Here is a 23449-nt window from a genome sequence, read left to right on the forward strand (position 1 = left end):
TGCGATCTCTACTCGCCCGAGGAATGCTGGAATTACCTCAAGGCTACCGGCTATGCGTCAGATTAAACGCACAACGCTCTAATGGAGATCTGTGCACGGGTGGGAGTAGGTTGCTGATATTGCGTCCTTTTGTTGCCTTCCCTGAGTTGGTGGGCGCTGTATGCCCGCCGCCCGGTTGCGACTTTTATCGGACTTGCGCGGTGAGGATGTTGAGGGAGCGCTTGAGGTTGTAGGCGATGGCGGTGAGGTGGACCTGGACGGCGGCTTTGGGCAGGCCTCGCCATCGCATTCGGCGCAGGCCATAGCAGCGCTTCCAGGTGCCGAAGATCTTCTCGATCCTGGCGCGGACGCGGTGGATTGGCTGGTTCCAGGCATTCAGGCGAGCGAGCGTTTCCTCTTCGTCACGCCCCCACATGCCGGTCGCGACGACGCGTGGCGTGCCGCCTTTGGCGCGGACGGCCCCGCCGAACTGTGGTCCTCGATAGGCACTGTCGGCGAAGACCTCGCCAGGATTGTCGGCCAGGATTGTCGGGTAGTGCATCGGGGCCGGCCCGCCCGTCGTTGATATTGGCAGGGGGCACCGAGATCTTCTCGACCAGCGCCGTCGTGGCATCAGCACCGACATGAGCTTTGAAACCGTGGACTGCCGCCTTGCCCTTATGCTTCACCCACCCGCCATCGCCGTCCTGTTCTGTTGCGGAGGCAATGATCGTCGCATCGACAAGGGTGCCGGTCTTGACCTTGATCGCCTTGGCTCTGAGTTGATCGGTCACCACCTCGAACAGTTCGCGATCGAGGTTCCGGGCGGCCAGGAGCCGCCGAAAGCGCACGAACGTGGTGCGTTCCGGTGTCGCCTCATTGGCCGAGAAGCCGCAGAAACGCCTGAACGACGCGATCGTCGAGCGCTTCGGCAAGCTTTACATCGGACAGATCATACCAGATCGCCAGGAGCAACGCCTTGAACATTGCCAAAGGTGGCCAGGCCGGCTCGCCCTTCGTAGCCGGGTAGAGCGCCTCCAACAGCTTCGTGACCGGTTCCCAGGCGACTAGCGCGTCGATCTCATCAAGGGAGGATGACGATCGCGACTGGCGCAAGAAGCCGAACTTCTCCTGGCCGATCGAACGATGGGACATAGCTGCTCTCCACCCCGAAGAGCCCCATAGAATCAGCTTCTCAAAGCCCCGTCTACTCCCACCCGCGCACAGATCTCCTAGTCGGCCAGCCCGGACTATCTCGCAACCCTCGTTTCCAGGGTCGAAGGCGTGCGCCGGATCGCGGAGGGGAAGGACGCCAAGCGGGCTCGCCGGCCTCCGCTATTCCGAGCCGTAAATCCTGAGGCGAACAGACGGTTTGAGCAAGGTGGCGCTGATGTGTTGCCCGAATAATTCACAGTTGGAAGCAAGGGCACCGATAGCGCGCGGCTCTTCTTGTGAGACGCGCTTGTAGCAAGGCAAAGGCCCGCCGTCGTCTTGTGGTCTGCCTTGTGGAAAAGTGATCCGATTCCGAAGTTAGCCTTGGCTGGGCTTTTGAAGGGAGAATCGGATGGACATCAGAGGTTTAGGCCAGAGCAGATCATTGCAAAGCTACGTGAGGTGGATTTGCTGGTCTGGCGGGGCGACCGCGGTCGAAGCGTGCCGGCAGATCGGGATTTCGGAACAGGCGCTGTATCGCTGGCGCAAGGAATAGAGCGGTCTCAAGGTCGATCAGACGCGCCGGATGACTCGAAGGGCGGCGTAGCCGACGATCTGGAGCGCGAGACTGCGCGGCTCAAGAGGCTGGTCGCGGATCTCGTACTGGACAAGGCAATCCTCCAGGAAGCCAGCACGCTTGTTTTTTTGAGCGTCGCGCCTGCGCTCGAACCCGTGGCGCTTGGCGCTCCGTCCCGTCGCCATGAGGCGATCGAGGAGGTCCGTCGTGCGTTACCGGTCTCCGAGCGGCGGACCTGCCGGGTGCTCGGTCAGCATCGCTCGACCCAGCGTCGGTGCTGAAGGATGATACCGATGAGCCACGCCTGACGGCTGATATCATCGCGCTGGCGAAGGATGATGGCTGCTACGGTTGTCGGCGCATCCATCTGCTGCTGAGCCATGCCGGCTGGCAGGCCAGCCTGTCGGTGGTCAAGCGCATCTGGCGGCGGGACGGTCTCAAGCTTCCAAAATGGCAGCCCAGACAACGACGCCTGTGGCGCGGCGGCGGATCGCGCATCCGCCTGCGGCCGCAACACCGCGGGCACGTCTGATCCTGCGAGTTACCGTCCTTCGGGCGTTGCCTTCGGCCCGTCGAGGACCAGACGCACAACGGCGCAAATGTGGATACTCAATATCATCGACGAGTTCGCCCAGAAGCGGCGTACCCGCCAAGAAGATTGGCTCGCGTCTCGCATCACGCAGGTCAAGATATGAAGAAGCGGAAGCGAACGTCCCCGCGATGGCTGAACTTCAGGCTTCGCCTACCACCGGCCACGCCTCGGTTTGATCGATCTCGACGATCAGCAGCACGGTGAGCGTCGCGTGGCATGGCTCATGCGCCGGATCGTCGAGCACTTCGGTCGGCAATATCCATCCACCTGCGTGCGGTCCCGCATCGACTCGGCGCGGATCGAGCGCCGCGCCACGGCCTGTCGGTCCCCGGAGGCTCGCCGCCTGCTCATCATCAAGGAGGATCATCAGCATCACTGTGCTCCCACGGCGGTCATGTAGGTGGATATGGCGGCATAGAGAGCGGTAACATCCAATGCATTCAGACCGGCCCCAACGTGCCCAGCCGCGAACGGGCGTGCGGAATAATAGGGGCCCCCGCCGCCGCGCCCGAAATAGACATTCGAGGTTGCAGGCTGCACGCTCGGGTTACTCTGGGCGAACTTGACGACCCCGTTTATATACAGCGGATTATCCGTCGCCAAGGGGCCCGTGCGTGAACTGATGAAATGACCGGACGTGCTGGTTGCGGCTCCCGCGAATGTAGAGCCCGCATTGATCCGGTGTCCAGTGGTCGATCCGCTTGCGGCAACATAGATGATGCCGTTGGCGCTATCGCCTGCGTCTACCATCGCGGCGGCGCCGCTCGGCCGCGCCCAAAAACCCATGGCAGCGTCATCGCGCGAGCGACTGGAAAAGCTCCATCCCGTGTCGAGATAGCTGCTTGTGCCATTGCCCTGATATCCTCGGTCGATCGTAAAGGCTGGGCTATTTACAGGGACCGAGCCGTAACTCGAGCCCTTGAGGTTGAGCAGCGCAGCTTGGGTATCATGTGCGGCGAATAGCCAGAGCGCGTCAAGCTTGGCCCACACGCTTGCCGATTTGAGTAACCGGATAAGGTCATCATAGAGCTTCGCGCGCTGGACCGTCGGCTGCACGGTCATGCGGGTGAGCAGCGCCTGCGTTTCGGGGAGATAATTGTTCCGTCGCCCCAGCACAGCCGCTGAAGTCAACCCAAGCCCAGGGCCAATAAGCATCAGCGCCCTCCCCCGCAGCGCACAGGCGCCCCATGCGCCGCAGCCCAGCGGCAGATCCGCGCCACAGCCGCCCAGCCGCGCGCACCCCACGCCTCCACGGCCGCGTCATATTCGGCTGCTCCTCTCTCGCTGGTCACGATCGCGTCTGTCGGCACAGGCTCAGGCTCCACCGCCAGATCGGCAGCCGGCGGGTAGATCGGCCTCATGTCGCCCGGCCCGGCGCAGGCGCTGGCAGTTGAGGCGCAGGCGAGCAGCAGAAGGGCTCGCATCGGGGGCTTTGTGGATTTCATCGATCACCTCGTCTTTGATGGCCTCGATCCGTGCCGTGTCGGCCTGCCGCTCGATCGCGGCTTGCTCGCGGGCCGCGGCGTCCTTCCGGAGAATGGCTATGATGCTGGCCTGCTCACGGACCTGCATGGCCAGCCGGTCCCGCTCCGCCTCCATGGCGATGATATGGCGGATCCAGAGAATGCCGCAAATCAGCACGGCCGCAAGCGCAAGGCCGACCAAGGCCGGGCGCGGGCTGGTGCGGAAGAAAGCGAGCGCCGCGGCGATCATGCCAGCACCCGCAACAGCTTCTCGCGCAGCTTCGCGACATGCTCCAGCCCGATCGATCCGCCATTGGTGATGCGCCGGGCTTCGCGATAATCGCCGCGATCGACCGCCTCGTTGACCTTGCCGCGCCGCCAGAAATCGAGCGCGATCAGGAGCGACATGGCCGGCTCGGCGGCCTTTTCCGGATGCGCGACAAGATCGACGCCGATGCGCTCGCCGGCGGCGCGATAATTATTCTTGAAGGTGAGCTGGAGCGCCCCCCTGCCCCGATAGCGCCAACCATCGCCCGGTTCGCTATTGCCCTCGCTCGGCCGGGCATAGACCCTGTTCGCCAGCTTTTGCGGATTGCGCGCGAAGGGCTGCGCTTCGGCCAGCGACGTGAAGCGGGACGGCCATGTCCGGCGGATCGCCTCGGCGCTATAGTCGAGCCTCTCCTCGAATATCCTGAAGCCGCCCGTCTCGTTCGCGATCTGGGCGACGAACTCGGCGACGCGCACCGGCGTGGTCATGTCGAAGGCCGGGAACAAGATCGCCGCCGATCGGCCGAGCGCGCGGATCGCATCGTCGGGGAGGCGATCGGCTGCATAGGCGAAGAGCGCAGCATAGCTGTTCGGGCCGGGGATGCCGTCAGGCACGACGCCAAGCCGCGTCTGGACATTCTTCCAGTCGATCGGCGACAGCGGCACGCGGGGCTCGGAGCGGATCATTGCTGCGCCCCGTCGGGCACCGCAGCGCTGGGCTGGCGCAGCTGCGCGAGCTGCCGTTCCATGCCGTGGAGCAGGAAATTGTCCAGCTCGGTCAGCCGCGCCTCGAGCTTAGCGATCGCCTCTTTCTGCTCGCAGTCCCGCTTCTCGCAATCCGCCTTGAGCTCGGCGATGCGGCTGCTCATCAGCTTCATCGCGAAGCCCCAGCCGGCGATGGCGCCGGACGCGAAGGCGAGCGAGAGAAGGCCGCCAAGAGGCCCCGTGAACTGCGATGGATCGATAAGCACATGCGCCCTTTCCCTTTTGCGACAAGATGGCGCGGAGATTGCGGGGCGTTTACGGCGGTCAGCGCGCGCTTCGTGGCGCGCATGCCGCGCGAAGGATCAGGCCGCGACCGTTGCCCAGCTCGGTCCGGCGGCAGCGCTACGCATCGACCGTCTCACACAGCCAATATTTGCCGGCAAAGGTCATGCGCATCACCGCGCCCGCGGTTGGCGCCCATGTCGTCTTGCTGGCATGGCGCAACGCATAGCTGGTTACTCCGTCGCGCACGACGTTCGGTTTGGTGAAGTCAAATTGAGCATTGCTATTGTTGATCGTGACGAAAACCGTCACGCCCTTGATCATCGCGGCGCTGGAAGTCGAGCTGTTGATATGGGTGACGGTCGCCGCCGACGAGAGGATAAGCTGAAGGTCGCGATAGGCCTGCCAGAAAAAGCGCGCGCCGACCGTGTTGCTGGATTGATCGAGCACCGCCTGCCAGCTCGTCACCGTCTCCTGGCCAATCATCGGTTCCATATAGCTTTCGGCGCCGGCGGTGAATTGCGGACCGATCAGCCCGGTGCCGATGCCGCGATTGCCGATCAGCACCACCTTGTTGCCAGCCTGGGTGGCGCGGACCGTCTGCGTCGAGCAATTCGAATCCACTCTGCTGAAGATCGTGTCGCGCACCTCGATATCCGGAGCGGCTGCGCCCTCGCCATTGCTGTTGGTGCCGCCGATCGCGGCGCGGTCCGCATAGGCGGCAGTCGTGTCGAGGCCCCAATCCTCGATCCGCATACCGACCGCCTTGAGATAGCCCGTCGGCACGTCGGACCGGATCGCCGAACGCTGGGTGCGAGAGATCCGGCCGCGCGCCTCCAGCCTGGCGCCATTGGCGTTGATCCCGACCTGACAGTCGGTGATGACCGCATCGACCAGCGCGTCGCCGGTGGAAAGCAGCTTGACGCCCTCGACCGAGGCGTTGGTCACCTTGCCCGTAAACTTATCATAGACGTCGACACCCTGCGCATAATCCACCGTGCATTCGGTCGCGACCTTGGCGGTGATCGCCTTGCGCGTAATCGGCGTCGCAGCCGAGCCCAAGACCGTGCAGTTGGTCACCTTGCCTGAGTTGGGGCACTCTATGCGCGGCTCGGCGAGGAGCCCGTTGATCGACTTGGAGACATGGACATTGTCGATCACGACGCGCCCCGTGCGGTTGTCGTTGTTGCCGAGTTCGTCATTGACGGTGACGCAGCCGTTGCGCATCGAGCCGTTAGCGATCGAGACGCTGATGTGGCGACCACCTACAGGCCTCGTCGAGAAGGCCCGGACAAACAGGTCCGCGACATTGGCCGAGGAATAGACCGCGTCGTTGATCTCCATGTCGAAATTGCTGATGTGGCACACCTCCATCTGCTCGACATGGATGCCGCTTTCGCTCCAATTGAGCCCGTTATAGCCATCGACATAGCAGGCCGTACGGCTCTCGGTGACAGGATCGAGGTCATCGACATTCGTATGTGCGGTGATGTGGTGGCTCCCACCCTCGCAGTCGATGCCCCTAAAGAAAGAGCGCCCGGAGTAATTTCGCCGCGCGGAGAAATAATGGCTCTGATCGATGTGGACGTTCCACTGCATGGGAAAGCCGCCTGTGGCGCGACAGTCCCTGAACGTCACATCCTCACAATGCTCGGCGTCGATCCCGTTGTGGATCGGGTCCTTGACGTACAAATTCTCGGTGATGACGTGCATATAGCCTTGCACGTAGATCAGGCGCCCATAGCCCTTATTCGCCGACGATCCGCCGCCATTCTGCCACTGGTCGAGATATTGGACCTCATTTCCTGACCGATTACCGTCGAGCGTGCCGCCGCCATGAATATGGAAATAGCGGTTGACCGGCGTCTGCGCGGCCGATCCGGCGAAGACGAGGATGCTGTATTTGGTGTTGTTGGCGAGCCGGAGAGTCGCGCCGTTGAGATCGATGTCCACCCAGCGCCGCTGCGTAAAAAAGGCGTGGGACGGGCGGTCGGTGCGGTCGCACATGCCCCCATGATCAAATATATAGGTCGCATATTTGCGGCAGAGGATCGAGACGGCCTCGGGCGCGGCATAGGCCAATCGCTGAAACGACGGCTTGTCGTTGGCGCCGCCATAACCGACCGCCCCGAACCATTCGGGGAGCAATGTCTGACCTTTCACAAACAAGATGCGGTTCTTGTCGTTCGTCGTCGCGAGCCGAATGATGGCCCCGTCGGCCGGCCAGCCGTCGAATATCTGCCACGCACCCGCGATGATGATCGCGTCGATCGTCAGCGTCACGCCATCGGGGACGATGAGCAGCGCACCCGGATCGATCATCCACACGCCGGTCAAGGTCATCGACGTGCCGATGCGATAGGCCCCGGGCGCCAGGCGGTTGATTCCCTGCGCCGCCTGGGCGCTGAGCAGCCTTGCGCTATTGTCGCCCGTGCCATCGGTGGTGAGGCCGAGCACGGTAGCGGTCATCTCCGCGAGCTTCGACGGCGAGGGCGCGAGCGTCACCGTTCCGTCCGGCGCGGTGAAGGGGAAATGCCCGTCGCCCAGCGTGCCGCCGTTCGCCGGCCCCGCCGCCCAGCCCGCAAGCTGCGTGTGGAAACTGGTCAGCTTGGCGACCAGATCGATATGCTGCTGCGCAGCCTCGGCCCAACTTGTCATGCGATTTCGATCCTCGCCTCGCCGCGATAGCGGCCCATGAGAGACACAGTGACGGCCCGGTGCCCGGCGGGGCAGATGAAGCTGTCCTCGCTGATGATGGCCCCGTCCGGCGGGCGCTTGTGGGAGCCAGCGGGTGCCGTGATGGTGACGACCTCACCCACGGAAACGGGGTTCGGGGACAAAGCCAACGCCACTTCCTCTCGGGGCTGCATCGCAGAACCATCCCACCAGCTGTCGCGGCTGCTATAGTTGCCGTCTATCGTCGCGAAGCCATCGGGCAGCGAAACCGGCTCACGGACGCTGGACCCGACTATGGCGCCGGAGGCGATATGGATGATTGTCCGCATGGTCACTTCGCCAGTCTGAGCGGGCAGAGAACGCCGCGCTGGTAGAGAGGATTGCCGTCGAGGTTCTTCGTCTGGACGGTATAGGTCGCCCCGCCGGCGGGAGGATCGGGGTCGAAGAAGAAGAACGGCTGGCTCTGATTGCCGCCTGATTCCCAGAGGATGTCAGTATATTCGGCCGGAACGATCGCAGATCCATCCGAGCGCACGACGCGCACGGAGACGTTGTCGTTGTCGCCGCCCGTCCGCCGGCCGATGAGAAGCACCTGCATATGGACGCTGGCATTGCTGGCGCCTGCGGGCACCGTGATGGCGCACTCGAGCGTCACGCCCAGCGGGGCAAAGTTACGCCAGATATTGTCGCTATCCGTCCCGACCGAAGCGTAGCCACCCTCGACTGTCACCATGTCCGGTAGGCTGACCGCATTGTCGGCAATGGCCGGGGTATCGACCGAGCCAACCTTATAGGCTTGCGCCTGGACGGTGCCGTTGATGCGCAGGACGCCGTCCTCATAGACGAACGCGGTGAAGGGCGCGCCGCCATTGGGATCGACGAGCTGGAACTTGTCCGAGACGATGATGAACTCGCTCGTGTCGCCATTGTTGGTCGCGATCCAGCCGCTGACATAGCCATCGACGGTGAGCGAGAGCAGCGCGCGCGCCGTGGGTCCCGCCGGGCCGATCAGCGTGGTCTGAAGATTAGAGATCGACGCGCTGTGGCCACCGAGGGAGGTGTCGATGCCGCTGAACCGCTGCGCCATCGTCTGCGTCGGGCTGGCCTTGACCGTGTTCATGTCGAGCAGCCAGGAGAGGCCATCGCCCGATTTGGCGCCGAGCAGCGAGAATTTCTCCAGCGTCGCCTGATTGTCCTGCTGCTGCTGGTTGATGCCCTCAGCTACGACCGTGCCGATTGCCTGGCCGTTGAGCGTCGTCCGCGCGAGCATGACGGCATCGCGCGTCTCGGTGAGCCCCGCCAGATCGAGCCAGTTCTGGCCGTTGAGATCGAGTTCGCCGATCACCTGCTGCGCCAGCCGATCGCCCACCGGCGTGCCGGCGGGCGCGCCGACGGTAGCGCCATCCTCCGGCCGGTTGCCGTCATCGTCGATCACGCCGCTCCAATTGGCGGTCGTCCCCGCTTCGTCGATGCCGAGGATCAGCGGATTGTTGCGGCTGTCATAGACGATCGGCGCGGCCGGCTGAACGGGCGGCGCATCGCTATTGTCCCACGCATAGATCTGCTCATTTTCCTCGCGCAGCACCATCGCGCAGCGCCCGTCCTGCGTCAGCTCCTGCTCCTCGACACGAAACAGGCGCCGGGTGAAGCCAAGCGGTGCGAAGGTAAGCGGAACGATATCGCCGACCTGATATTTCCAGGCGCGGATATCGAAGACGGCCGAGAAGCTGCGCTGATATTGCCGGCGCTGGAGCGCCTGCTTGGCGATGCGCTGCGCCTGCGACGGACTTTCCACCGCCGCCAGATCGAGCGGCAGATAGCGGTCGATCCCATCGACGCTGGCCATCCGCACCTCGGGATAGGGCAGCAGCTGATAGAGCGAGTTGGTCGAGGGGTCGGTGAACTTGCCCCGGACGATATTCGGCGTCTCCTCGAGCGCCGGGTCCGGGTTCCAGGTGAATGCGGACAGCACGTCGTCGTCGTTCAGCCCGTCATCGGTGGCGGCCTCCGCGAGATCGTTGTGCATAATGACGAGGCTGAGCTTGCCGCCCGTATCGCGGAAACGGCCATTGCAGGCCGCGCAGAGCATATCCAGCACCTGCCGCGGATCGTCGCCCTCCGACACGACGCCCGCACCCCGATAGCGCGGCTCGGTGCCGCCGGCGGAGCGGCCGACCAGCTCGTCGCAGAGATTGGCGGCGACGATGAAGGATTGCAGGTCGATGCGTTTCAGCGGCACGCCGCAACCGACCGAGAGCTTGCCGTTGATCCGCCAGCCGATCAGGCGGCGCAGGATCTGCAGCGCGAGATTCTCGCCGATCGTCGCGCCATCGTCGGCGACAAAGCGCCAGGTCGACTGGTCGTTCGCGCGCATCGGCCCGGATCCGCCCGGAACGCTGCCGTCCCGACGCGGATCATAGAGCTTGGCGCCCTTGCCGATGATCGTGATCCGGCTGGGCAAGCCGCCAGCAAAGGGACTTTCCGCCTTCTTGCCATTGCCCGTCCGCTTGATCCGGAGATGAATATAGGCGCAACCGGTCAGCCGGCCCCAGCCAGTGCTGCCGTTGACCGGGACGACATTGGCAGCCGTGCCGGCGGTGCGGGTGCTGACCGAGAGATAGCCGACATATTTGCCGACGGCGCCGGAGGTCTTGGCCCAGGCCTGAACATCCTCGAACCAGATCTCGTCGAAATCTTCGACCTCATGGCTCGCGCAGCCGATGATATAGTCGATATATTCTTGGTTCTGGCCCGACGGCTCGATGTAACGGACATCCGTCGCGAAGGCGGTGCTGCCGAATACTTCCTTGCGATAGTCGCTCGGATTGACTGACAGGTTGAGGCGCCCAAGCTGGGATGGAGGGATTTTCGGCGTCTTCGCGACCGCCTGCGCGACACCGCTGAGCGCGATACTGGCGCCTGCGGCCAGCGCCAGGCTGCCCAGCGCGGTAGTCGTCACCGTCGCCCCCACGGTCACGGCCGCCATACCCATCACGCTCGGCAAGGTAAATCCCGGTAGGATCGCCGCGCCGCCGGTTAGGAACGCCGCGCCGATGATCGCGGCGCCGATCGCGATCTTGGTTACAGCCTTACCCATGGATCAGCCCCCCAACTGCACGCGCCAGGCGATCGGATCGATCCAGGCGGCGCGCGCAATGCGGACCAGCCCCTCGCGCGCGCCCTCGCTGCCGACCGCGATCATGTGGGCGCCCCAGGCGAGCCCGAGCGATCCTTGCGACATGACGATATCGCCCCGCTGCGCGAGGCTCGCCGCGATCCGCTCGAACTTGGTGTCGAGCGTCGCTTCGAGCGTGCCGGCGCCGAAGCGCTTGAGCGCGCGTGCGGAGCCGATCGCGGTGCGATAGCGCCCGCGGAACTCGGGCATGGGATCGATGCCCGTCATCGCTTCCACGGCACCGGCGGCGAAGGTGCAGCAGTCATGCCGCCCCCATTCGAAGGGAAGAGCGCGCAAGGGTTCGAGATATGCGGCAAGCCGTGTCTCCCAATCCGTTTTTCGATGCATCATAGGGCCTCCGGAAAGAGGCCATCGACCAGGCCGCCGCTGCCGCCCCGGGCGCTCGGCGCGGTCGTGTTGGTGCCATTGGCGATCGCGATCGACGACGCGGCGCTATTGTCGCCCGGGTCGTAATCCTTTTGATTGAGCCAGGTCCGGTTCGACGGCTGGCTGAAGAAGCCGAGATAGCTTTCTATATCCAGGCTGATGAGCTGGCTTGTCATGTCGCCGATAATTTTCGGGACAGCCATATAGCCGGTATAATAGGTCCAGATATTGCCGATCCGGCTGAAATCCTCCGGATCGAGCATGGCCCGCCACAGGCGCGCATCGCGGCCCTGCCAATTGGCCTTGTCGCCGATCAGCGTCATCAGCTCGTCATCGACGCCGGCGAGCCCGGACAATTGGACGGTGACGGTATCGCCGCCGCCCTCCTTCGCCGTGACCGGACCGACGGACACGAAGCGCGTGTCGACCGCATCGAAGGTGAAGCCGTCGAGATCCACGTCGCCCGTTCCGCTGAAGTTCATCGAATAGGGCGCATTGGTGACGCGGATCGGCTCGCCCAGAATGTCGAGATAGGCGAAGGTGACCGGGCGGCGGACGGCCGCGTCCAGCGCCGCCTGTGCAGCCATATCGGGCGCGCCCATCAGAAGGACTCCTCGCAGGCAAAGCCGAGCTGGTAGAGGCCGAAGTCGCTATCGTCCCAGCCCGGCGCGTCGTCGGCCATGGACATCAGCGCGGTGGGCATATCGACGACGATCAGAGCGTCATCGGCGGGGATATTGCGGATCCACGGCTTGAAGCTGATCGTCGCCGCGCCCGATGCGGAAACGACATCCGCCGTCAGCATGAGAAGCTGGTCGTTGATCGTGACATATTGCCCGCGCCGCAGCTTCGTGCCGCTTGCGCCCCAACCATCGGTGACGAGCGAATAGCCGCCCTGCCCTCCGCCATTCACCCGAGGCGTGATGCCGCTGATCTGCGGCGTGCGGACGGCAGGCAGGCGGAAGCTGTGGGCTTTGCCCTGACAGTCGATCAGGAAAGCGCGCCAGGGCCAGATGGCATCGTCGTCCACAATATCGAAAGGCTGCACCTCGCACAGCCATCTCGGGGCTTCCGACAGGATCGTCACCCTGCGCCTGCCGGTCCATTCGGAGCGGTTGACCTGGCTCGGCTGGTTAAGCTGCCAGCGCGTGCCCGAGACGGGCGGGCAGTTCGGAAAGGGGATGATCGCCATCAGCCGTTACTCCCGGGAAGACGGGGACGAGAGAGAGTGCGCATGGTGCTTCCCTGCGCGGCGGCCACGATGCTCGGTGCCGCTTCGAAAATGCCCTGACGGACGAGCTGGGCCGTCATCACCGGATCGGCGGCGTTGCGCGCGTCGACCGAGACGGAGATGCTGGTGGTGGAGCTGCTCGACGGCCGGGCCGCCTTCATCTGGCCGAGCGGAATGACCGTGCCCGAACCTTGCGGACGCCAGCCTTCGACATTGCCGGGGCTGGCCCCCTCGTTCACGCGGACAAGCTGGCCAGACCCGACATAGCCCCCGGAAGCGCGGCCGAAGAGGGACAAGCCGATCTTGGCGATATCGCCCATGATGCCGCCGCCCTGCGACGCGGATGACAGGCCGGTTTGAAGCGCGCCGAGGAAGCTTTCACCATGAAGCGAAGCAATGGTTGCCCTGGCAAGAAGCAGTGCGATGGCCTGCAATCCCTGCCGCTTGAAATTGTCCCAGACGCGATCGGTGCCGCCTGTGAACAGATCTTCATAGATGGACGCGACATGCTTGACCTGCGCCTCCATCTTGTCGCGGAGGTCATTAGTGATCTTCTGGTTGGCCTTATATTCGGCGTCTCGGCCGGCCTCCCTGGCATCGAGGGTGGCCCTCAGCTCCGCCATGACGTCACGCCCCTGGCTGGCATAGAAGCTGTCCGTCACCTGCTCGACAGGGTTCTTCCACTCGAGGAAATTCATGCCGCCAAGCTCCTGGGCGACAGCGCCAGGGCTCTTTATTCCATCCTCGAACTTCTGCCTGGGCTTCTCTTCCGCCTTGGCCCCGCCCTCCCCCGCGCTGGCCATTTGGCGCCGCGCCTGCGCTGCGCCGAGAGCGACCCTTTGTGCATCCTCGACCGCCTTATTGGCGGCGCGGACGCGCTTGGCATATTCCGCCTCGTCGATAAGGCCATTGTCGAGCAGGATGCGCGCCTCGCGCTGGACCATATTCCGCCGTTCCTGAGCCCGGCCAACATCGTCAACCGCCGTCGCGAGGGCTAGGCGACTATCTTGGATCGCCTGATCGGTGGCGATGATGCGCTGGACCGCGAGCCGTGAATAGCGGTTGTGCGCCTGATCGAGCCGGGCAAGGTCGCCCTCTGCATCCGCGACCTGCCGCATGGCCGCCGCCCGCGCTTGATCAAGCTCGGAGCCGGCACGGCCCTGTTGAGTGCCGAGCCGCCGTCCCCCCGAACGCAGCTCGATGCTACCCCCGCCACGTGCCCGGCGGACCGTCCTGCCCACCACCTTGCCATTATTTTCTATTCCATCCTCAAGGTCGGCCAATCGCGCACGCCCCTGCGCCAGCCGCAACTGGCCTTCCGCCCGTGCGGCCTGGAAGGTCGCGTTGGCCTGGGCGAGACGTTCTGCAGCTACGGCTCGCGCATCGCCTGCGATCTTGGCCGTGCGGTCGTTGGCATATGCCTTATTCAGAATATCGACGGCATTGGCTGCCGTAAGACTAGTATCCCCCAGCCCATCCTGCGCGATCCGAAGACCATCGGCGTTCGTGCGCGTCTTTTCGGCCGCATCGCCGGAGAATAGCAGCTTCTCGGCCAACACGCCGGCGACGCTGCCTGCGGCAAGCAAGGCCGCGCCCCATGGGCCAGCGAAGAAGGTGGCGAGCCTGCCCGCAACGCCGCCGACGCCCTCGAGGGCAATGGCAACCCGAGGCGCTTGCTGAGCCAGGATGAGCAACGGGCTGTCGCCGCTGGCCACCTGCACGCCGATATCCGCAAAGATACTCGCGAACTGCCGCCCCACGGCACTGGATTTCGCCGCTGCACCCGCAGTCGAGGCGGCGATGGAATTGGAGGATATTCGGACAGCGGCCTCGGCACGAGCCGCGGATTTCTCGACACTGGACATGTTCGTGTCGAAGTCGCGCGCCGCGCCGTTGACCCGCGCCGTATAGCCGTCCAGCTTGACCTCGAGTTCGACGACGACGGAATCAGCCGTGACAGCCATAGGCCACCTGACCTTTCTCGGAACAGCGCTGCTCGCGCTGGCGTCTTGCGACCAGCAGCCGCGAAGGATTGTGGGGAGACAGGAGCATTCCTCCTATCAGCCGCCAAGGAAGGAGAATATTTCTCCAGAGATGCAGAAAGCTCTCGACATGCTCAACGGCACGGTAACTTACCCACCTGGCGCATCCGATGAAGACATTGTCGAGCTTGGCCGACAGACGATCGCCGATTTGTTGCGGGATCCAAGTCGCGCCATGTTCGAAGGCGATCGGGTGGTTCGCCGCGACGGAAACATTTCCCTTTGCGGCAGGGTCAATGCCCCGAATGGCTTCGGCGGTATGACCGGTCGCCAATCCTTCATTGCCGGATCGGTGGTGATGCTTGAGGAAGAAGGTGCCGACTTCTGGAAGCAATGGCAGAAATTCTGCTGACGCGTTGACCCGCGCCATATAGCCGTCCAGCTTGGCCTCGAGTTCGACGATGACGGAATCAGCGGTGACAGCCACTAGGATAAGCCTTTTGTTGATGGTGGCGGTTGGCCTGGTCAGTTGCCAGCCATCCACCCTGGATGAGGCTCAGACAGCTGTTAAGGACCTTCTTAATGACCCGCAGTCGGCTCAATTCAAAGAGATGGAGACGCCATCCACGGGCGTAGCGTGCGGCGAGGTAAATTCTAAAAACGCGATGGGCGGCTATTCTGATTACACGCCATTTGTATTTGTCTCTGATCGCGCCAAGCCCAGGCCTGTTGCGGAAGATCGGGGAGTGCACTTCTACAGCCTGGATGGTGCCAGGGAGTATTTCAGAGTTTCCGAGCAATATGGCTGCGCTGCGCCAGGAGCATGGATCCAATTCAAGGCATCCATGGAAAAAATTGGGCATAAGTTTGCCGTAGAGTGACCATATGACGCCAGTGACACTCAATAAGTGCTGACCAAAGCCATTGCCGCCTTCACGCGTTCCGGATCGAGCGAAGGGGGCTGGACCGCGCCATCCGAATGGCGGTCGTTCCACACCGATAGTGCCGCTTGATATTCCCACCATGTCAGCACCCGCCAGTCGAGGCCCATCAGCGCGCAGTTCACGATCACGTCCGGGAGGTTGAATCCGTCTTCGGCTTTCGCCCTGGCTTTGCCGGCTCCTGGGCCGGCTCGGCTTTTTTTGGCGGCGCATATCCTTCGATCTTCGCGGAGAGGATCGCGGCTGCGATCGACCATGCCTCGCGCAGCGGAGCGGGATGGACATAGCGTTCCATCAGGCGGCGTGCCTCCTGCGGCCCGACCTTGACCGCCTGCCCGTCGACGAGGCCCCTGCCGCCGCCGATAAGGCCAAGGCGGATCGTCTCGTAAAGGTCATGGCTATAGGCATCCGCCTCATGCGCCAGGCCGACAATCTCGCCTTCGAAGACATATCGCCCCTTCAGCACGCGGCCATAGATGGTGAAGATGCCTGCCTTGCACTTCTCCTGAAGCTCGGCGAGTTGCGGGATCCTGAGCGCGAACAGATAATCGCCGTCCGCAAACTCAAGCTCGATCTCGGTGGGTGGAACGGGATCGGGCATCAGGCGGCTGCCACATAGGTCCACGCCCCGTCGGACGCGATCGTCAGCTCGATCGACGCATCGTCATTCTCGGTCGTGCCGAGATTGATCGCGGTGACCACGCCCGGGCCTTCCCAGGTGCCGATGACGGTACCCGCCGCCACGGCGGGATCGGAAATGTCCATGATGATGTAGCGGAAGATGTGCCGCCCCTCTTCGAGCGAGTTGATCAGCTCGGTCTGGTCGACATTATAGAGGCCGGAGCCCGTCAGATCGCGCTGCGTGCCCGTGACGCGCACCCGGCGCTCGGGCGTGCGGGCCGGGCTGGCGCAGTCGCGGACGAAATGGTCGTTGGTCTGCTTGGTCCGGTTGAACCCGGTCGTCTGAATGCCGCAGATGGTGGTGTAATCGGCATCCGTACTGCCGGGCCCGGTCTTCACCTTGATGACGGCAAATTCAAAAGTCGTGGGCTCGGACATTGGGGCCTCCGGTCAAAACTCGGCCGGATAATAAGGCTGGCGGGGCAGCGCGTTTACGGCCGTCAGCGTTGGCCAAGCTGGCAATCGACTCCGCCGACCCTCTCGGCGTGCTGGGCAGCAGTGGTTCGATCATGCGCACTCGAAGTCGGTCGGATCGTATCGGCTCATCTCCGCCCTGAATCGTCTTTCATTAAACATGGAAAGCCTCAGGTGGCGCGCGGCGTCGAAAATATGGTGGCAACATGGCAGGGGCTATGCCAGCTTGGATCTATGCCCACCGCCGCTCTCCGACATGGTCTCTTCGCGAATTCTCAACCTTCTCTCGTCTTCCGAGCAACAATCATCGCGGTAGTTGTCACCTATGGCGCTGCCGCAAATGCATGCTCCGTGGTGGTTCCCACGACAAATTTTGAAGAACCAGGCATTTCAATCCCGGCAGCGGCAAGGAGAAGTTTTACGAAAGCAGTACTTATCGCCGAAGTTACGGCTCATGGGACAGGTCGGAAAGACTCCTCCATTTTCGAGTTCAAGGCGCTTAGGGTGGTTCGTGTCTTCAAAGGTCGCGTTAAGCCGGGAAGTATCGTCCGGTTGCACGGAACTGGGCAACCTTGCGGCCCATTCGTCGATCATGGCGAGAAAGGGATCGTAGCGATCGATAGTCTCGCTGGCCGATCGATCGCTTTCCCTGGGTGGATAAGTGCTGGTCAGCTTTCGTGGATGCGGCAGAAGCGGCTTATACAGTAGCGGCAACATCGGCGATGGCCAAACCCCACGCCATCCCGCTTATGAGCTCACGGCTTAACATCCCAGCCAAGAGCAACCGGAAGTAGACGCCCTGTTTCAGCAAGCGGCTCTACCGCGAGCACAACCGCACGCGGAGGATATGGCGGCTGTCGCGGATAATCCATTGCGGACGTGCCATGATCGGTTAGTCTTTGCCCATGATTTCGATATATCCATCCAGCCTTGCAGATTATCTGCTACTGACCCTTGGACTCATGGTCGTCGTGGGTTTGACGTCGTGGGCGTTACCGTTACGATGGGGCTGGAAAGCATTTCCTGTGATCATTGCCGGTCTAATCGGATTGATATCTTTACTTAAATCTATAGTCATCAACCTGTGCCGCAAGAGAAATGATGGATTCCTTGTTCATTTTAATCTTATCCACCTGATTGAGGCTCTCATGCTCGCTGCGCTCGCTTTTGGAACCGTCCAAGCCCTTCGTCGCTCACGCTCGGACGATAGCTAACAATCCATTTTAAATGAATGTGGCATGCCTTTGTCGCCAGTTGAGGCTTGCCTGGCGTTCGCCATTTATGAGACTATGACTTAGCCTCCTGCCCTTTCAAAGGGGCGACGATATGGGCAATGAAGTCACGCTCAACATGGCCATCGCCCAGACTAGGAAATCATTCAAAACAGTTCAGTAAAGGGGCGCTGATGTTACTCCTTATTTTTTGGCTGCTATGCGGCATTGCAGCCGGCATGGTTGCATCGGCCAAAGGGCGTAGCGGCGTAGGCTGGTTCATCCTGGGAATGCTGTTCGGCCCCTTGGCGCTGCTCGGATCTGCGATTATTTCACCGGATCAATCCAGATTGCGCCACCGCGACGTTCGGACTGGCTTGCAATCAGGCAGGCTACGGCAATGCCCCTTCTGCCAAACCGCCATCGCTCGCGAAGCCTCTGTCTGCCCGGCATGCCGACGTGACATTACGCCAATGGCGCCAGAACGTGGCTTGATCGAAATGGCAGCCGATGCTTGGAAGCGACGGCGCACCTAACCGGTCACCGCCGCCATCTCTATTCGGCTGCTGAATGGGGGTGGGGCACGATCAAAGCCCCGCTTTGTCTTGCTGCACGATATGCGCGCCGGCTCAGCCGATGACGCGCACCCTGAAATTCTGGACCGCATGATAGGCATCGGCCTCGCCGCCATCGGCGATGAGCTGGCAGCCGGTCGAACGTATCCTGATCCTGGCGGGATAGGGCGTCGTGATCGTCACCATCTTCCTGTCGAGCGCGGCCGCGATCGCGGCGCCGATCCGGTCGGCATGATCCTCCGCCGTCTCGACGAGGACGCCATCGACGATCCGATCCTTCGCAAAGCCATGGACCGCCACGCTGAGCTCGCTGCCGTCGATGCGGGTCGCAACGATGGGGATGGCGGTCGGCGCTCCATATCGTACGAACGGCCAAGCGTGCGACGCCGGCGGCGACTGCGGATAGATGCGCGACGCCGGGACGATCGCGGTGAGCGTCGCATCCGCCTTCAGCAGCGTCAATATCGCTTTGCGGACAGGAACCGTCGCGAGCTTCGCCATCAGCCGCCTCCTCCCGATCCCCGGCCGATCTCGTCCACTGCATCGCGAACCATCGCCGTCGCCCGGCTGCGAAGCCTCTCCGCGGCCGGCCTCATATAGGGGCGCGCAGCCATGCCGCTCGTGCCGAATTCGAGATCGGCGGCCCGCGGCGCGTTGCTCGATATCTCGACCTTCAGCGGCCCGAGCTGCGCCGTCTCGATCACGCCGGCGATACGGCCAGCGTCCACGTCCGGCGGCGCGCCCGATCCGGCGCCGGCCAGGACCGACGCCTGCGCCTCGGCCCGGATGGCCTTGCCCGCCGCGAAGATCGCGCTGCCGATCCGCCGGACCGCATCGGGGCCGGCCAGCCGCTTCAGCCGGGCGGAATGCGCGCCCGCGCCCCTGATCCTAGCCACGCCGCCCCCTTCCCTCCCAATAGAGGCCGGCAGGGTCGCGCGTCAGCGACGAGACGATCCATATGCCCGCATGCGGCCCCTCCAGCAGCTCGATCCGCGCATCGCTGTCGAGCGAGCCCGCCAGCGTCGCGGCGAGGATCAGGAAGCGCATGTCGCCCTCGCTATAGCCATCGCCGCCCCGCATCGCCTCGCTGACCTGATCGACCTGCACGCGGCAATCCCGATAGGCGACGGTCCCCGGGATCCAGGAGCCGCCATCATCATAGCCGCCGCCGCTTTGCGTGATGACGCGCGCGGGATGAAAGGGCCCGCCGAACGTAGCGGAGATGCCGGTGGCGATATCGGCCATGAAGGCGGCGGGATCAAACATAGGGATAGCCGAGCAGCCGGCCCGGATAGTCGCAGGGCATGGCGCCGCCCCCGGTCATGCGCGCGCCGCCCTTGTTGCGCGCGAGCAGCGCAAGAAAGTCGCGGCCATAGCGCGTGGCCTTATAGCCCCCCGCGGCCGCCTGCGCCGCGGCGGCGTCCGCAAAGGACAGGTCCATCGCGCCCGAGCGAAAGCGCGAGACGCCGGCCGGGATGGATGCGCCCCCCGCCTCGAGCCCGCCCTCCGCCATGCCATGCGCCGCGCGCGCGATCAGCGCCGGGGCATAGTCGCGCTCGGCCCAGCTCTCGTCCACGAAGCGCTCGGCATCGGTCAGCCAATATTGGATCGTCGCCTCCTCCACCGCCGCGAAGGCCGGATAGCGGAGGCGCAGATCCGCCGGCAGCGGCTTGGCATAGGCCATCAGATGAGCGCTTCCAGGTTCGTCGCCGCCGTGCCGCTGGCATGGACGCGCAGCACGCCGACGGGCAGCAGCTCGCCGGCCGAGATATAGCTGTTGCGCACCTGCCCCGCCTCCGTGGTGATGCGCAGCGTGCCTGCCACGCCATCGGGCCGGCAGCGGATGCCGCGCGCCCTGGCCGGCAGGTCCGTGCCGTCGTTCGGCACGATCGGCACAAGATCGACGGCAGGATCGGACCATGATCCCGCCACCGCCTGCCCCGCTTCATTCGTCCGGATCGGAACGCCCATCGCAATCCCCTAAAAACAGGCCTCTCGAAAAACAGGGCCACCCCATGGATGCGAGGCGGCCCCTTCTTTCCCGCGCGGCTTTCCCGCGCGGTCGGCGCGGTCAGGCGCTGGCGGCGTCCTCGCGCGGCTTCGCGCCACGCCCCCGCGCGGGGGGCGCCGCGCCGATCTCGAACCAGCCGGTCGCCGTCATCGAGGCAAGCTCGGCCTCGCTGATGTCCACCGCGCCCGCCGTGCTCTGGCCGGGCTGGAGGATGATGTGCGGCGCGGCGTTGAAGATCCTCGGACCTTCGCTGACATTCTTCGCCGCGACTTTCAGATATTCGACCATCGCCGCCTCCCCCTCAAATGCCGTCGAGATAGCGGAAGGCGCCGGTGCGCAGCACCTCGACGCCGCCGGTGCGGAAGGCGCCGGGCACCTCGAACTGGAACGGCCCGTCCTGATAGATTGGGAAGAAGCGATGCGGCATCGGCAGGTGCAGCTTCACCACATCCTGGGCGTTCTTGTAGACGACCATGCGGCGGCTGCTGCCCGCGCCCGCCGTATCGAGCCCGAGCACGCCGCGGATCGTCAGCGGCTGGCCCGTCATCTGCGTATAGATGTTGGTCTGCAGGATGAAGGACAGGATCGTCTCGCTGTTGGTGGACGACATCGGCGTCATGCCCAGCCAGGAAATGATGCTGTAGGGCAGCAGCACCGTATCCGCCATTTCGACCGTCAGCGAACCCGTATAGACGCCCGTCAGCGCGCCATTGAGGTCGCGCACGATCTGCGCGGGCGTCTTGGTCGCATTGCCATTGGCGTCGAACCAGCTGGTGACGGATCCGCTGCCGTCGTTCGGCGCGGTGCCGATCGTGACGGCCGTCTGGTTGGCGAGGCCGAGCAGGCTTTTGGTCGTATCGCCCGTCAGCGTCACATTCCACATGAATTCCTGATAGGCGCGGCGCGCCGCCATCGCCTTGTCGTTGGGCAGGCTGATGCCCAGAAGCTGCGCCTGGCCCAGCTCCTCGGTGGTATAGCCATAGCCGATCGCCGCCATATGGACCTTGGTTTCCGAACGGTCGCGCGTCACGTCCGCCTTGGGCACATCCTTGGCGGCACCCGAAAACCATCCGGCCTTGCCCACCGATCCGGACAGGAAGGTGGTGATGCCCGGCGTGAATTCGGGCGCGGACGTGTCGACATAGACCAGCCGGGCAAAGTCCAGGTCCGGGAATTTCTGGGCATAGACGGTGGCGTTGATCGTGTACGCCTGGTTGGTCAGGAACGCGAGCGCGGCCTGCGGTGCATCGTTCAAATTCATGTACATCGATCAGGCCCCTTTAGGACGGAATGCGGCGCAGCCGCACCTTGAAGATCGCGTCGGCGCCGGATGCGGCGCTGTCCGCCTCGGCGCCCTGAACGGCGAAGATGGTTCCGGACGTGGCCGCGGTCGTCCAGCGGCCGGTGGCGCTGTTCCAGTTGAGCGCGGCGCCCGCGGCAATCGCCGCATCGGCCTTGCCGAACCAGACGCCCTCATCGGCGATCGGCACAGTGTCGCCCAAGACATAGAGGTCGCCATTGACGGTCACGGCATGCGTGGCGACCGCAAGGCCGATAAACTCGCCGCCCGAAGCGAGCGGGGCGACGCCATTGTCGCCGTTGCGCTGGCCGGGGGCGCCGAAGGCGATGGTGGCGGTGGCGGTCCGCGTGAGCGCGTTCCACGCCTCCATATTCGCATGCATGCCGGGATAGCCGGCCGCCTGGAACATTGTGTAGCTGGACTGAAGGGGCATGGTCTTATTCTCCTTTCAGCGGATCAGGCGGCCTTGTTCCGCCAGGAGTTGAAGTCGTTCGCGTCGGCCAGCGCCCGGCGCTCGCGCGCGGCGCTGTCGCCGGCATGCAGCGGCTGGTTGATGATCGTCTGGCGCAGCGGATCCGGCGCGGCATCGCCCAGAGGCAGGAGCGCGAGGAAGGCGCCGTCGATCGCGGCGTCCGCCATCTCCGTCGCAGCGGCGCCGAGCCGGGCGGCGACCGCGGCCTTCCTGATCTCGGCATCCGTCCTGCCCTCGACGACGATCGCATCGCCCGCGATCTTGCGCGCATCCGCGATCAGCCTGGCGCGCGCGTCGGCGAGCGACTGGAGCCTGGCCGGGCTGATCTCGCCATCCTTCAGCCGGGCGTTCAGGCCGGCAATCTCGCCGTCCCTGGCCTGGATCGCGATAGTGGCCGTTGCCAGATCGGCGCTGAGCCTGGCCATGTCCGCCCGCGCGTCCGCGAGCTGGGCCTGGAGCGTCTCGATCGCGGCCTTGGCCGCGTCCGAAACATCCGCGACCTGATGGCCGTCGATCATCAATATGTGCATGCCCTGGCTCCCATCGCCGATGCGCAGGTTGGAACCGCCGCGCGCCCGATCGACGACGGCGAGGTGATTGGCGTGAATATTGGTCTGGATGGCGTCGTATGGCTCGCCCTCCGGGGTGATGCCGGCCTCCCATTTGAGGTCGCAGGAATAGCCCATGGAAAGCTCGCGCTTGCCATTCTCGACCGCCTTGATCGCGGCGGCATCCATCAGCGCCATGGGGACGCGGATGAACTTGCCCTCCTGCTTCACCTCGTCGCCCGTCTGGCCGATGGCGAGCCGCTTCCAATTGTCGGCGGTGACGGGGGTGGCGGGATGATCGAGCGTGACGGGGCGATGCGCGAAGGATGCCATCGCCTTGTCGTCGAACACCTGATCGGCGGGCCGATAGACGCGCACCTGCGCCAGATCGGGCCGGCCGACTTCGGATCCGGCATAATGCTGAATGCCCGTGCGGGCGACGAGCACGGATGCGGCAAGATAGCCGTCGCCGGTGCGGCGGGGGCTGTCCAGGGTCAGGCGATCGAAAAACTGCATGGCGCGCAGGCTATTGGGTGCGCTGCCTGAAGTTTACGGCCGTCAGCGGCTTTCCGGACATCGAGCCGGACGGCGGCGCGAAGCAACAAGGAGCAGCCGGCGCATGTGCCTGATCCGGCAGTTCCTTCAACTTCACCGCATGGAGAGGTTGGCCGTTATGCGATGTTCCCGTTCATCGCAGAACTTTGACGGATCGAACATTCTGTTGGCCTATGATCCATCGGCTCGTTCTGACCTGCCTCTGATCTTTCATCCAGCGGCAGCTAGAGCCGCGGCGGTTGGTACTATGTCGTTGACGCCGAGGCCAGCGGC

31 protein-coding genes and 1 pseudogene are annotated in these 23449 nt (G+C 63.9%); 3 read left to right on the forward strand and 29 right to left on the reverse strand.

From position 1 onward, the window contains the following. Positions 1–184 precede the first annotated feature (184 nt). The 3 genes and pseudogenes from CLG96_RS19285 to CLG96_RS19490 all read right to left on the reverse strand — a co-directional run bounded on the left by CLG96_RS19285 (position 185) and on the right by CLG96_RS19490 (position 1134). Positions 185–625, reverse strand: coding sequence for a transposase (locus CLG96_RS19285; RefSeq protein WP_341476929.1), 441 nt, complete (start codon positions 623–625; stop codon positions 185–187). After that, positions 546–830 (reverse strand): annotated as a pseudogene (locus CLG96_RS19485) (transposase); the annotation flags it as partial. The gene CLG96_RS19285 and the pseudogene CLG96_RS19485, both read right to left, overlap by 80 nt. Positions 831–855: 25 nt before the next feature. Continuing rightward, positions 856–1134 (reverse strand): transposase, encoded by a 279-nt coding sequence (locus tag CLG96_RS19490; protein WP_107965842.1) that lies wholly within the window; start codon positions 1132–1134, stop codon positions 856–858. Between the two features lie 409 nt (positions 1135–1543). On the opposite strand from CLG96_RS19490, the gene CLG96_RS19380 reads away from it, so the two are divergent. Next, entirely contained in the window at positions 1544–1687 is a 144-nt protein-coding gene (locus CLG96_RS19380) for a transposase (protein WP_107965843.1), read from the forward strand. Positions 1688–1704: 17 nt separating this feature from the next. Here the strand turns inward: CLG96_RS19380 and CLG96_RS19385 are convergent, their stop codons facing one another. Beyond that, positions 1705–1893: a hypothetical protein gene (locus tag CLG96_RS19385; RefSeq protein ID WP_107965844.1), complete on the reverse strand. Its 189-nt coding sequence runs from the start codon at positions 1891–1893 to the stop codon at positions 1705–1707. An 89-nt stretch (positions 1894–1982) separates the two neighbouring features. On the opposite strand from CLG96_RS19385, the gene CLG96_RS00065 reads away from it, so the two are divergent. Beyond that, a complete protein-coding gene (locus CLG96_RS00065; RefSeq protein WP_165799459.1) occupies positions 1983–2240 on the forward strand; it encodes an IS3 family transposase in 258 nt (85 codons plus the stop codon). Positions 2241–2439: 199 nt separating this feature from the next. Here CLG96_RS00065 and CLG96_RS00070 read toward each other — a convergent pair whose 3' ends face one another. From CLG96_RS00070 to CLG96_RS00130, 13 genes are all read right to left on the reverse strand, one after another. Then, on the reverse strand, positions 2440–2673 hold the full coding sequence (locus CLG96_RS00070) for a hypothetical protein (protein ID WP_107965846.1): 234 nt from the start codon (positions 2671–2673) through the stop codon (positions 2440–2442). Further along, a complete protein-coding gene (locus CLG96_RS00075; protein ID WP_133175306.1) occupies positions 2673–3455 on the reverse strand; it encodes a hypothetical protein in 783 nt (260 codons plus the stop codon). Before CLG96_RS00075 ends, CLG96_RS00070 begins: the two co-directional genes overlap by 1 nt. A 159-nt stretch (positions 3456–3614) precedes the next feature. Continuing rightward, positions 3615–4013, reverse strand: coding sequence for a hypothetical protein (locus CLG96_RS00080; RefSeq protein ID WP_107965848.1), 399 nt, complete (start codon positions 4011–4013; stop codon positions 3615–3617). Further along, entirely contained in the window at positions 4010–4717 is a 708-nt protein-coding gene (locus CLG96_RS00085) for a glycoside hydrolase family 19 protein (RefSeq protein ID WP_107965849.1), read from the reverse strand. Before CLG96_RS00085 ends, CLG96_RS00080 begins: the two co-directional genes overlap by 4 nt. Continuing rightward, positions 4714–5001 carry a hypothetical protein gene (locus CLG96_RS00090; protein ID WP_107965850.1) on the reverse strand — a complete coding sequence of 96 codons (288 nt, stop codon included), beginning with the start codon at positions 4999–5001 and terminating at the stop codon, positions 4714–4716. Before CLG96_RS00090 ends, CLG96_RS00085 begins: the two co-directional genes overlap by 4 nt. 136 nt (positions 5002–5137) lie before the next feature. Continuing rightward, the gene (locus tag CLG96_RS00095) at positions 5138–7675 is read right to left on the reverse strand and encodes a hypothetical protein (RefSeq protein ID WP_107965851.1); all 2538 of its coding nucleotides are present in this window, start codon (positions 7673–7675) and stop codon (positions 5138–5140) included. After that, a complete protein-coding gene (locus CLG96_RS00100; protein WP_107965852.1) occupies positions 7672–8022 on the reverse strand; it encodes a hypothetical protein in 351 nt (116 codons plus the stop codon). Before CLG96_RS00100 ends, CLG96_RS00095 begins: the two co-directional genes overlap by 4 nt. A 2-nt stretch (positions 8023–8024) precedes the next feature. Further along, complete coding sequence (locus CLG96_RS00105; RefSeq protein WP_107965853.1) at positions 8025–10790, reverse strand: phage tail protein; 2766 nt, start codon at positions 10788–10790, stop codon at positions 8025–8027. 3 nt (positions 10791–10793) lie between these two features. Further along, a complete protein-coding gene (locus tag CLG96_RS00110) occupies positions 10794–11219 on the reverse strand; it encodes a DUF6950 family protein (RefSeq protein WP_133175307.1) in 426 nt (141 codons plus the stop codon). Further along, positions 11216–11857 carry a hypothetical protein gene (locus CLG96_RS00115; protein ID WP_107965855.1) on the reverse strand — a complete coding sequence of 214 codons (642 nt, stop codon included), beginning with the start codon at positions 11855–11857 and terminating at the stop codon, positions 11216–11218. Before CLG96_RS00115 ends, CLG96_RS00110 begins: the two co-directional genes overlap by 4 nt. Further along, entirely contained in the window at positions 11857–12447 is a 591-nt protein-coding gene (locus CLG96_RS00120) for a hypothetical protein (RefSeq protein WP_107965856.1), read from the reverse strand. Before CLG96_RS00120 ends, CLG96_RS00115 begins: the two co-directional genes overlap by 1 nt. Further along, the gene (locus CLG96_RS00125) at positions 12447–14450 is read right to left on the reverse strand and encodes a coiled-coil domain-containing protein (RefSeq protein WP_107965857.1); all 2004 of its coding nucleotides are present in this window, start codon (positions 14448–14450) and stop codon (positions 12447–12449) included. The genes CLG96_RS00120 and CLG96_RS00125 overlap by 1 nt, the downstream gene beginning before the upstream one ends. Next, a complete protein-coding gene (locus CLG96_RS00130; RefSeq protein WP_107965858.1) occupies positions 14434–14955 on the reverse strand; it encodes a hypothetical protein in 522 nt (173 codons plus the stop codon). Before CLG96_RS00130 ends, CLG96_RS00125 begins: the two co-directional genes overlap by 17 nt. 16 nt (positions 14956–14971) lie before the next feature. Between CLG96_RS00130 and CLG96_RS00135 the strand changes: the two genes are divergently transcribed. Then, positions 14972–15349 (forward strand): hypothetical protein, encoded by a 378-nt coding sequence (locus CLG96_RS00135; RefSeq protein ID WP_133175308.1) that lies wholly within the window; start codon positions 14972–14974, stop codon positions 15347–15349. A 20-nt stretch (positions 15350–15369) separates the two neighbouring features. Here CLG96_RS00135 and CLG96_RS18540 read toward each other — a convergent pair whose 3' ends face one another. The 12 genes from CLG96_RS18540 to CLG96_RS00185 form a co-directional block, all read right to left on the reverse strand. After that, positions 15370–15534 (reverse strand): hypothetical protein, encoded by a 165-nt coding sequence (locus CLG96_RS18540; protein ID WP_165799460.1) that lies wholly within the window; start codon positions 15532–15534, stop codon positions 15370–15372. Between the two features lie 2 nt (positions 15535–15536). Beyond that, on the reverse strand, positions 15537–16010 hold the full coding sequence (locus tag CLG96_RS00140; protein WP_107965860.1) for a gene transfer agent family protein: 474 nt from the start codon (positions 16008–16010) through the stop codon (positions 15537–15539). After that, positions 16010–16468: a phage tail protein gene (locus CLG96_RS00145; protein ID WP_107965861.1), complete on the reverse strand. Its 459-nt coding sequence runs from the start codon at positions 16466–16468 to the stop codon at positions 16010–16012. Before CLG96_RS00145 ends, CLG96_RS00140 begins: the two co-directional genes overlap by 1 nt. A gap of 1876 nt (positions 16469–18344) precedes the next feature. Continuing rightward, complete coding sequence (locus CLG96_RS00150) at positions 18345–18791, reverse strand: DUF3168 domain-containing protein (protein WP_107965862.1); 447 nt, start codon at positions 18789–18791, stop codon at positions 18345–18347. Beyond that, positions 18791–19186 carry an HK97-gp10 family putative phage morphogenesis protein gene (locus tag CLG96_RS00155; protein ID WP_107965863.1) on the reverse strand — a complete coding sequence of 132 codons (396 nt, stop codon included), beginning with the start codon at positions 19184–19186 and terminating at the stop codon, positions 18791–18793. Before CLG96_RS00155 ends, CLG96_RS00150 begins: the two co-directional genes overlap by 1 nt. Further along, positions 19179–19556: a hypothetical protein gene (locus CLG96_RS00160; RefSeq protein WP_243395542.1), complete on the reverse strand. Its 378-nt coding sequence runs from the start codon at positions 19554–19556 to the stop codon at positions 19179–19181. Before CLG96_RS00160 ends, CLG96_RS00155 begins: the two co-directional genes overlap by 8 nt. Then, positions 19549–19974, reverse strand: a complete 426-nt coding sequence (locus CLG96_RS18545; protein ID WP_165799461.1) for a DUF4054 domain-containing protein — start codon at positions 19972–19974, stop codon at positions 19549–19551. Before CLG96_RS18545 ends, CLG96_RS00160 begins: the two co-directional genes overlap by 8 nt. Then, positions 19974–20261 (reverse strand): spike base protein, RCAP_Rcc01079 family, encoded by a 288-nt coding sequence (locus CLG96_RS18550; protein ID WP_165799462.1) that lies wholly within the window; start codon positions 20259–20261, stop codon positions 19974–19976. Before CLG96_RS18550 ends, CLG96_RS18545 begins: the two co-directional genes overlap by 1 nt. Positions 20262–20361: 100 nt before the next feature. Further along, the gene (locus CLG96_RS00170; protein WP_107965865.1) at positions 20362–20589 is read right to left on the reverse strand and encodes a hypothetical protein; all 228 of its coding nucleotides are present in this window, start codon (positions 20587–20589) and stop codon (positions 20362–20364) included. Positions 20590–20602: 13 nt separating this feature from the next. Continuing rightward, positions 20603–21568, reverse strand: a complete 966-nt coding sequence (locus CLG96_RS00175; RefSeq protein ID WP_165799463.1) for a DUF2184 domain-containing protein — start codon at positions 21566–21568, stop codon at positions 20603–20605. Between the two features lie 13 nt (positions 21569–21581). Beyond that, positions 21582–22034, reverse strand: a complete 453-nt coding sequence (locus CLG96_RS00180; RefSeq protein WP_133175309.1) for a structural cement protein Gp24 — start codon at positions 22032–22034, stop codon at positions 21582–21584. Positions 22035–22057: 23 nt separating this feature from the next. Continuing rightward, on the reverse strand, positions 22058–23137 hold the full coding sequence (locus CLG96_RS00185; protein WP_107965868.1) for a DUF2213 domain-containing protein: 1080 nt from the start codon (positions 23135–23137) through the stop codon (positions 22058–22060). Positions 23138–23449: the final 312 nt, after the last annotated feature.

It is taken from the genome of Sphingomonas oleivorans (assembly GCF_003050615.1).
Taxonomy (GTDB): domain Bacteria; phylum Pseudomonadota; class Alphaproteobacteria; order Sphingomonadales; family Sphingomonadaceae; genus Sphingomonas_H; species Sphingomonas_H oleivorans.

Bases quoted from the DNA above. Each gene is read 5' to 3' on its own strand.
- CLG96_RS00110 (WP_133175307.1), bottom strand. From the start codon at position 11,219: ATGATGCATCGAAAAACGGATTGGGAGACACGGCTTGCCGCATATCTC.
- CLG96_RS19285 (WP_341476929.1), bottom strand. From the start codon at position 625: ATGTCGGTGCTGATGCCACGACGGCGCTGGTCGAGAAGATCTCGGTGC.
- CLG96_RS00095 (WP_107965851.1), bottom strand. From the start codon at position 7,675: ATGACAAGTTGGGCCGAGGCTGCGCAGCAGCATATCGATCTGGTCGCC.
- CLG96_RS00100 (WP_107965852.1), bottom strand. From the start codon at position 8,022: ATGCGGACAATCATCCATATCGCCTCCGGCGCCATAGTCGGGTCCAGC.
- CLG96_RS00145 (WP_107965861.1), bottom strand. From the start codon at position 16,468: ATGTCCGAGCCCACGACTTTTGAATTTGCCGTCATCAAGGTGAAGACC.
- CLG96_RS00175 (WP_165799463.1), bottom strand. From the start codon at position 21,568: ATGTACATGAATTTGAACGATGCACCGCAGGCCGCGCTCGCGTTCCTG.
- CLG96_RS00140 (WP_107965860.1), bottom strand. From the start codon at position 16,010: ATGCCCGATCCCGTTCCACCCACCGAGATCGAGCTTGAGTTTGCGGAC.
- CLG96_RS18550 (WP_165799462.1), bottom strand. From the start codon at position 20,261: ATGGGCGTTCCGATCCGGACGAATGAAGCGGGGCAGGCGGTGGCGGGA.
- CLG96_RS19385 (WP_107965844.1), bottom strand. From the start codon at position 1,893: ATGGCGACGGGACGGAGCGCCAAGCGCCACGGGTTCGAGCGCAGGCGC.
- CLG96_RS00160 (WP_243395542.1), bottom strand. From the start codon at position 19,556: ATGTTTGATCCCGCCGCCTTCATGGCCGATATCGCCACCGGCATCTCC.
- CLG96_RS00170 (WP_107965865.1), bottom strand. From the start codon at position 20,589: ATGGTCGAATATCTGAAAGTCGCGGCGAAGAATGTCAGCGAAGGTCCG.
- CLG96_RS00150 (WP_107965862.1), bottom strand. From the start codon at position 18,791: ATGGCGAAGCTCGCGACGGTTCCTGTCCGCAAAGCGATATTGACGCTG.
- CLG96_RS00075 (WP_133175306.1), bottom strand. From the start codon at position 3,455: ATGCTTATTGGCCCTGGGCTTGGGTTGACTTCAGCGGCTGTGCTGGGG.
- CLG96_RS00125 (WP_107965857.1), bottom strand. From the start codon at position 14,450: ATGGCTGTCACGGCTGATTCCGTCGTCGTCGAACTCGAGGTCAAGCTG.
- CLG96_RS00120 (WP_107965856.1), bottom strand. From the start codon at position 12,447: ATGGCGATCATCCCCTTTCCGAACTGCCCGCCCGTCTCGGGCACGCGC.
- CLG96_RS00105 (WP_107965853.1), bottom strand. From the start codon at position 10,790: ATGGGTAAGGCTGTAACCAAGATCGCGATCGGCGCCGCGATCATCGGC.
- CLG96_RS00070 (WP_107965846.1), bottom strand. From the start codon at position 2,673: ATGCTGATGATCCTCCTTGATGATGAGCAGGCGGCGAGCCTCCGGGGA.
- CLG96_RS00080 (WP_107965848.1), bottom strand. From the start codon at position 4,013: ATGATCGCCGCGGCGCTCGCTTTCTTCCGCACCAGCCCGCGCCCGGCC.
- CLG96_RS00185 (WP_107965868.1), bottom strand. From the start codon at position 23,137: ATGCAGTTTTTCGATCGCCTGACCCTGGACAGCCCCCGCCGCACCGGC.
- CLG96_RS00115 (WP_107965855.1), bottom strand. From the start codon at position 11,857: ATGGGCGCGCCCGATATGGCTGCACAGGCGGCGCTGGACGCGGCCGTC.
- CLG96_RS18545 (WP_165799461.1), bottom strand. From the start codon at position 19,974: ATGGCCTATGCCAAGCCGCTGCCGGCGGATCTGCGCCTCCGCTATCCG.
- CLG96_RS00085 (WP_107965849.1), bottom strand. From the start codon at position 4,717: ATGATCCGCTCCGAGCCCCGCGTGCCGCTGTCGCCGATCGACTGGAAG.
- CLG96_RS19490 (WP_107965842.1), bottom strand. From the start codon at position 1,134: ATGTCCCATCGTTCGATCGGCCAGGAGAAGTTCGGCTTCTTGCGCCAG.
- CLG96_RS00180 (WP_133175309.1), bottom strand. From the start codon at position 22,034: ATGCCCCTTCAGTCCAGCTACACAATGTTCCAGGCGGCCGGCTATCCC.
- CLG96_RS19380 (WP_107965843.1), top strand. From the start codon at position 1,544: ATGGACATCAGAGGTTTAGGCCAGAGCAGATCATTGCAAAGCTACGTG.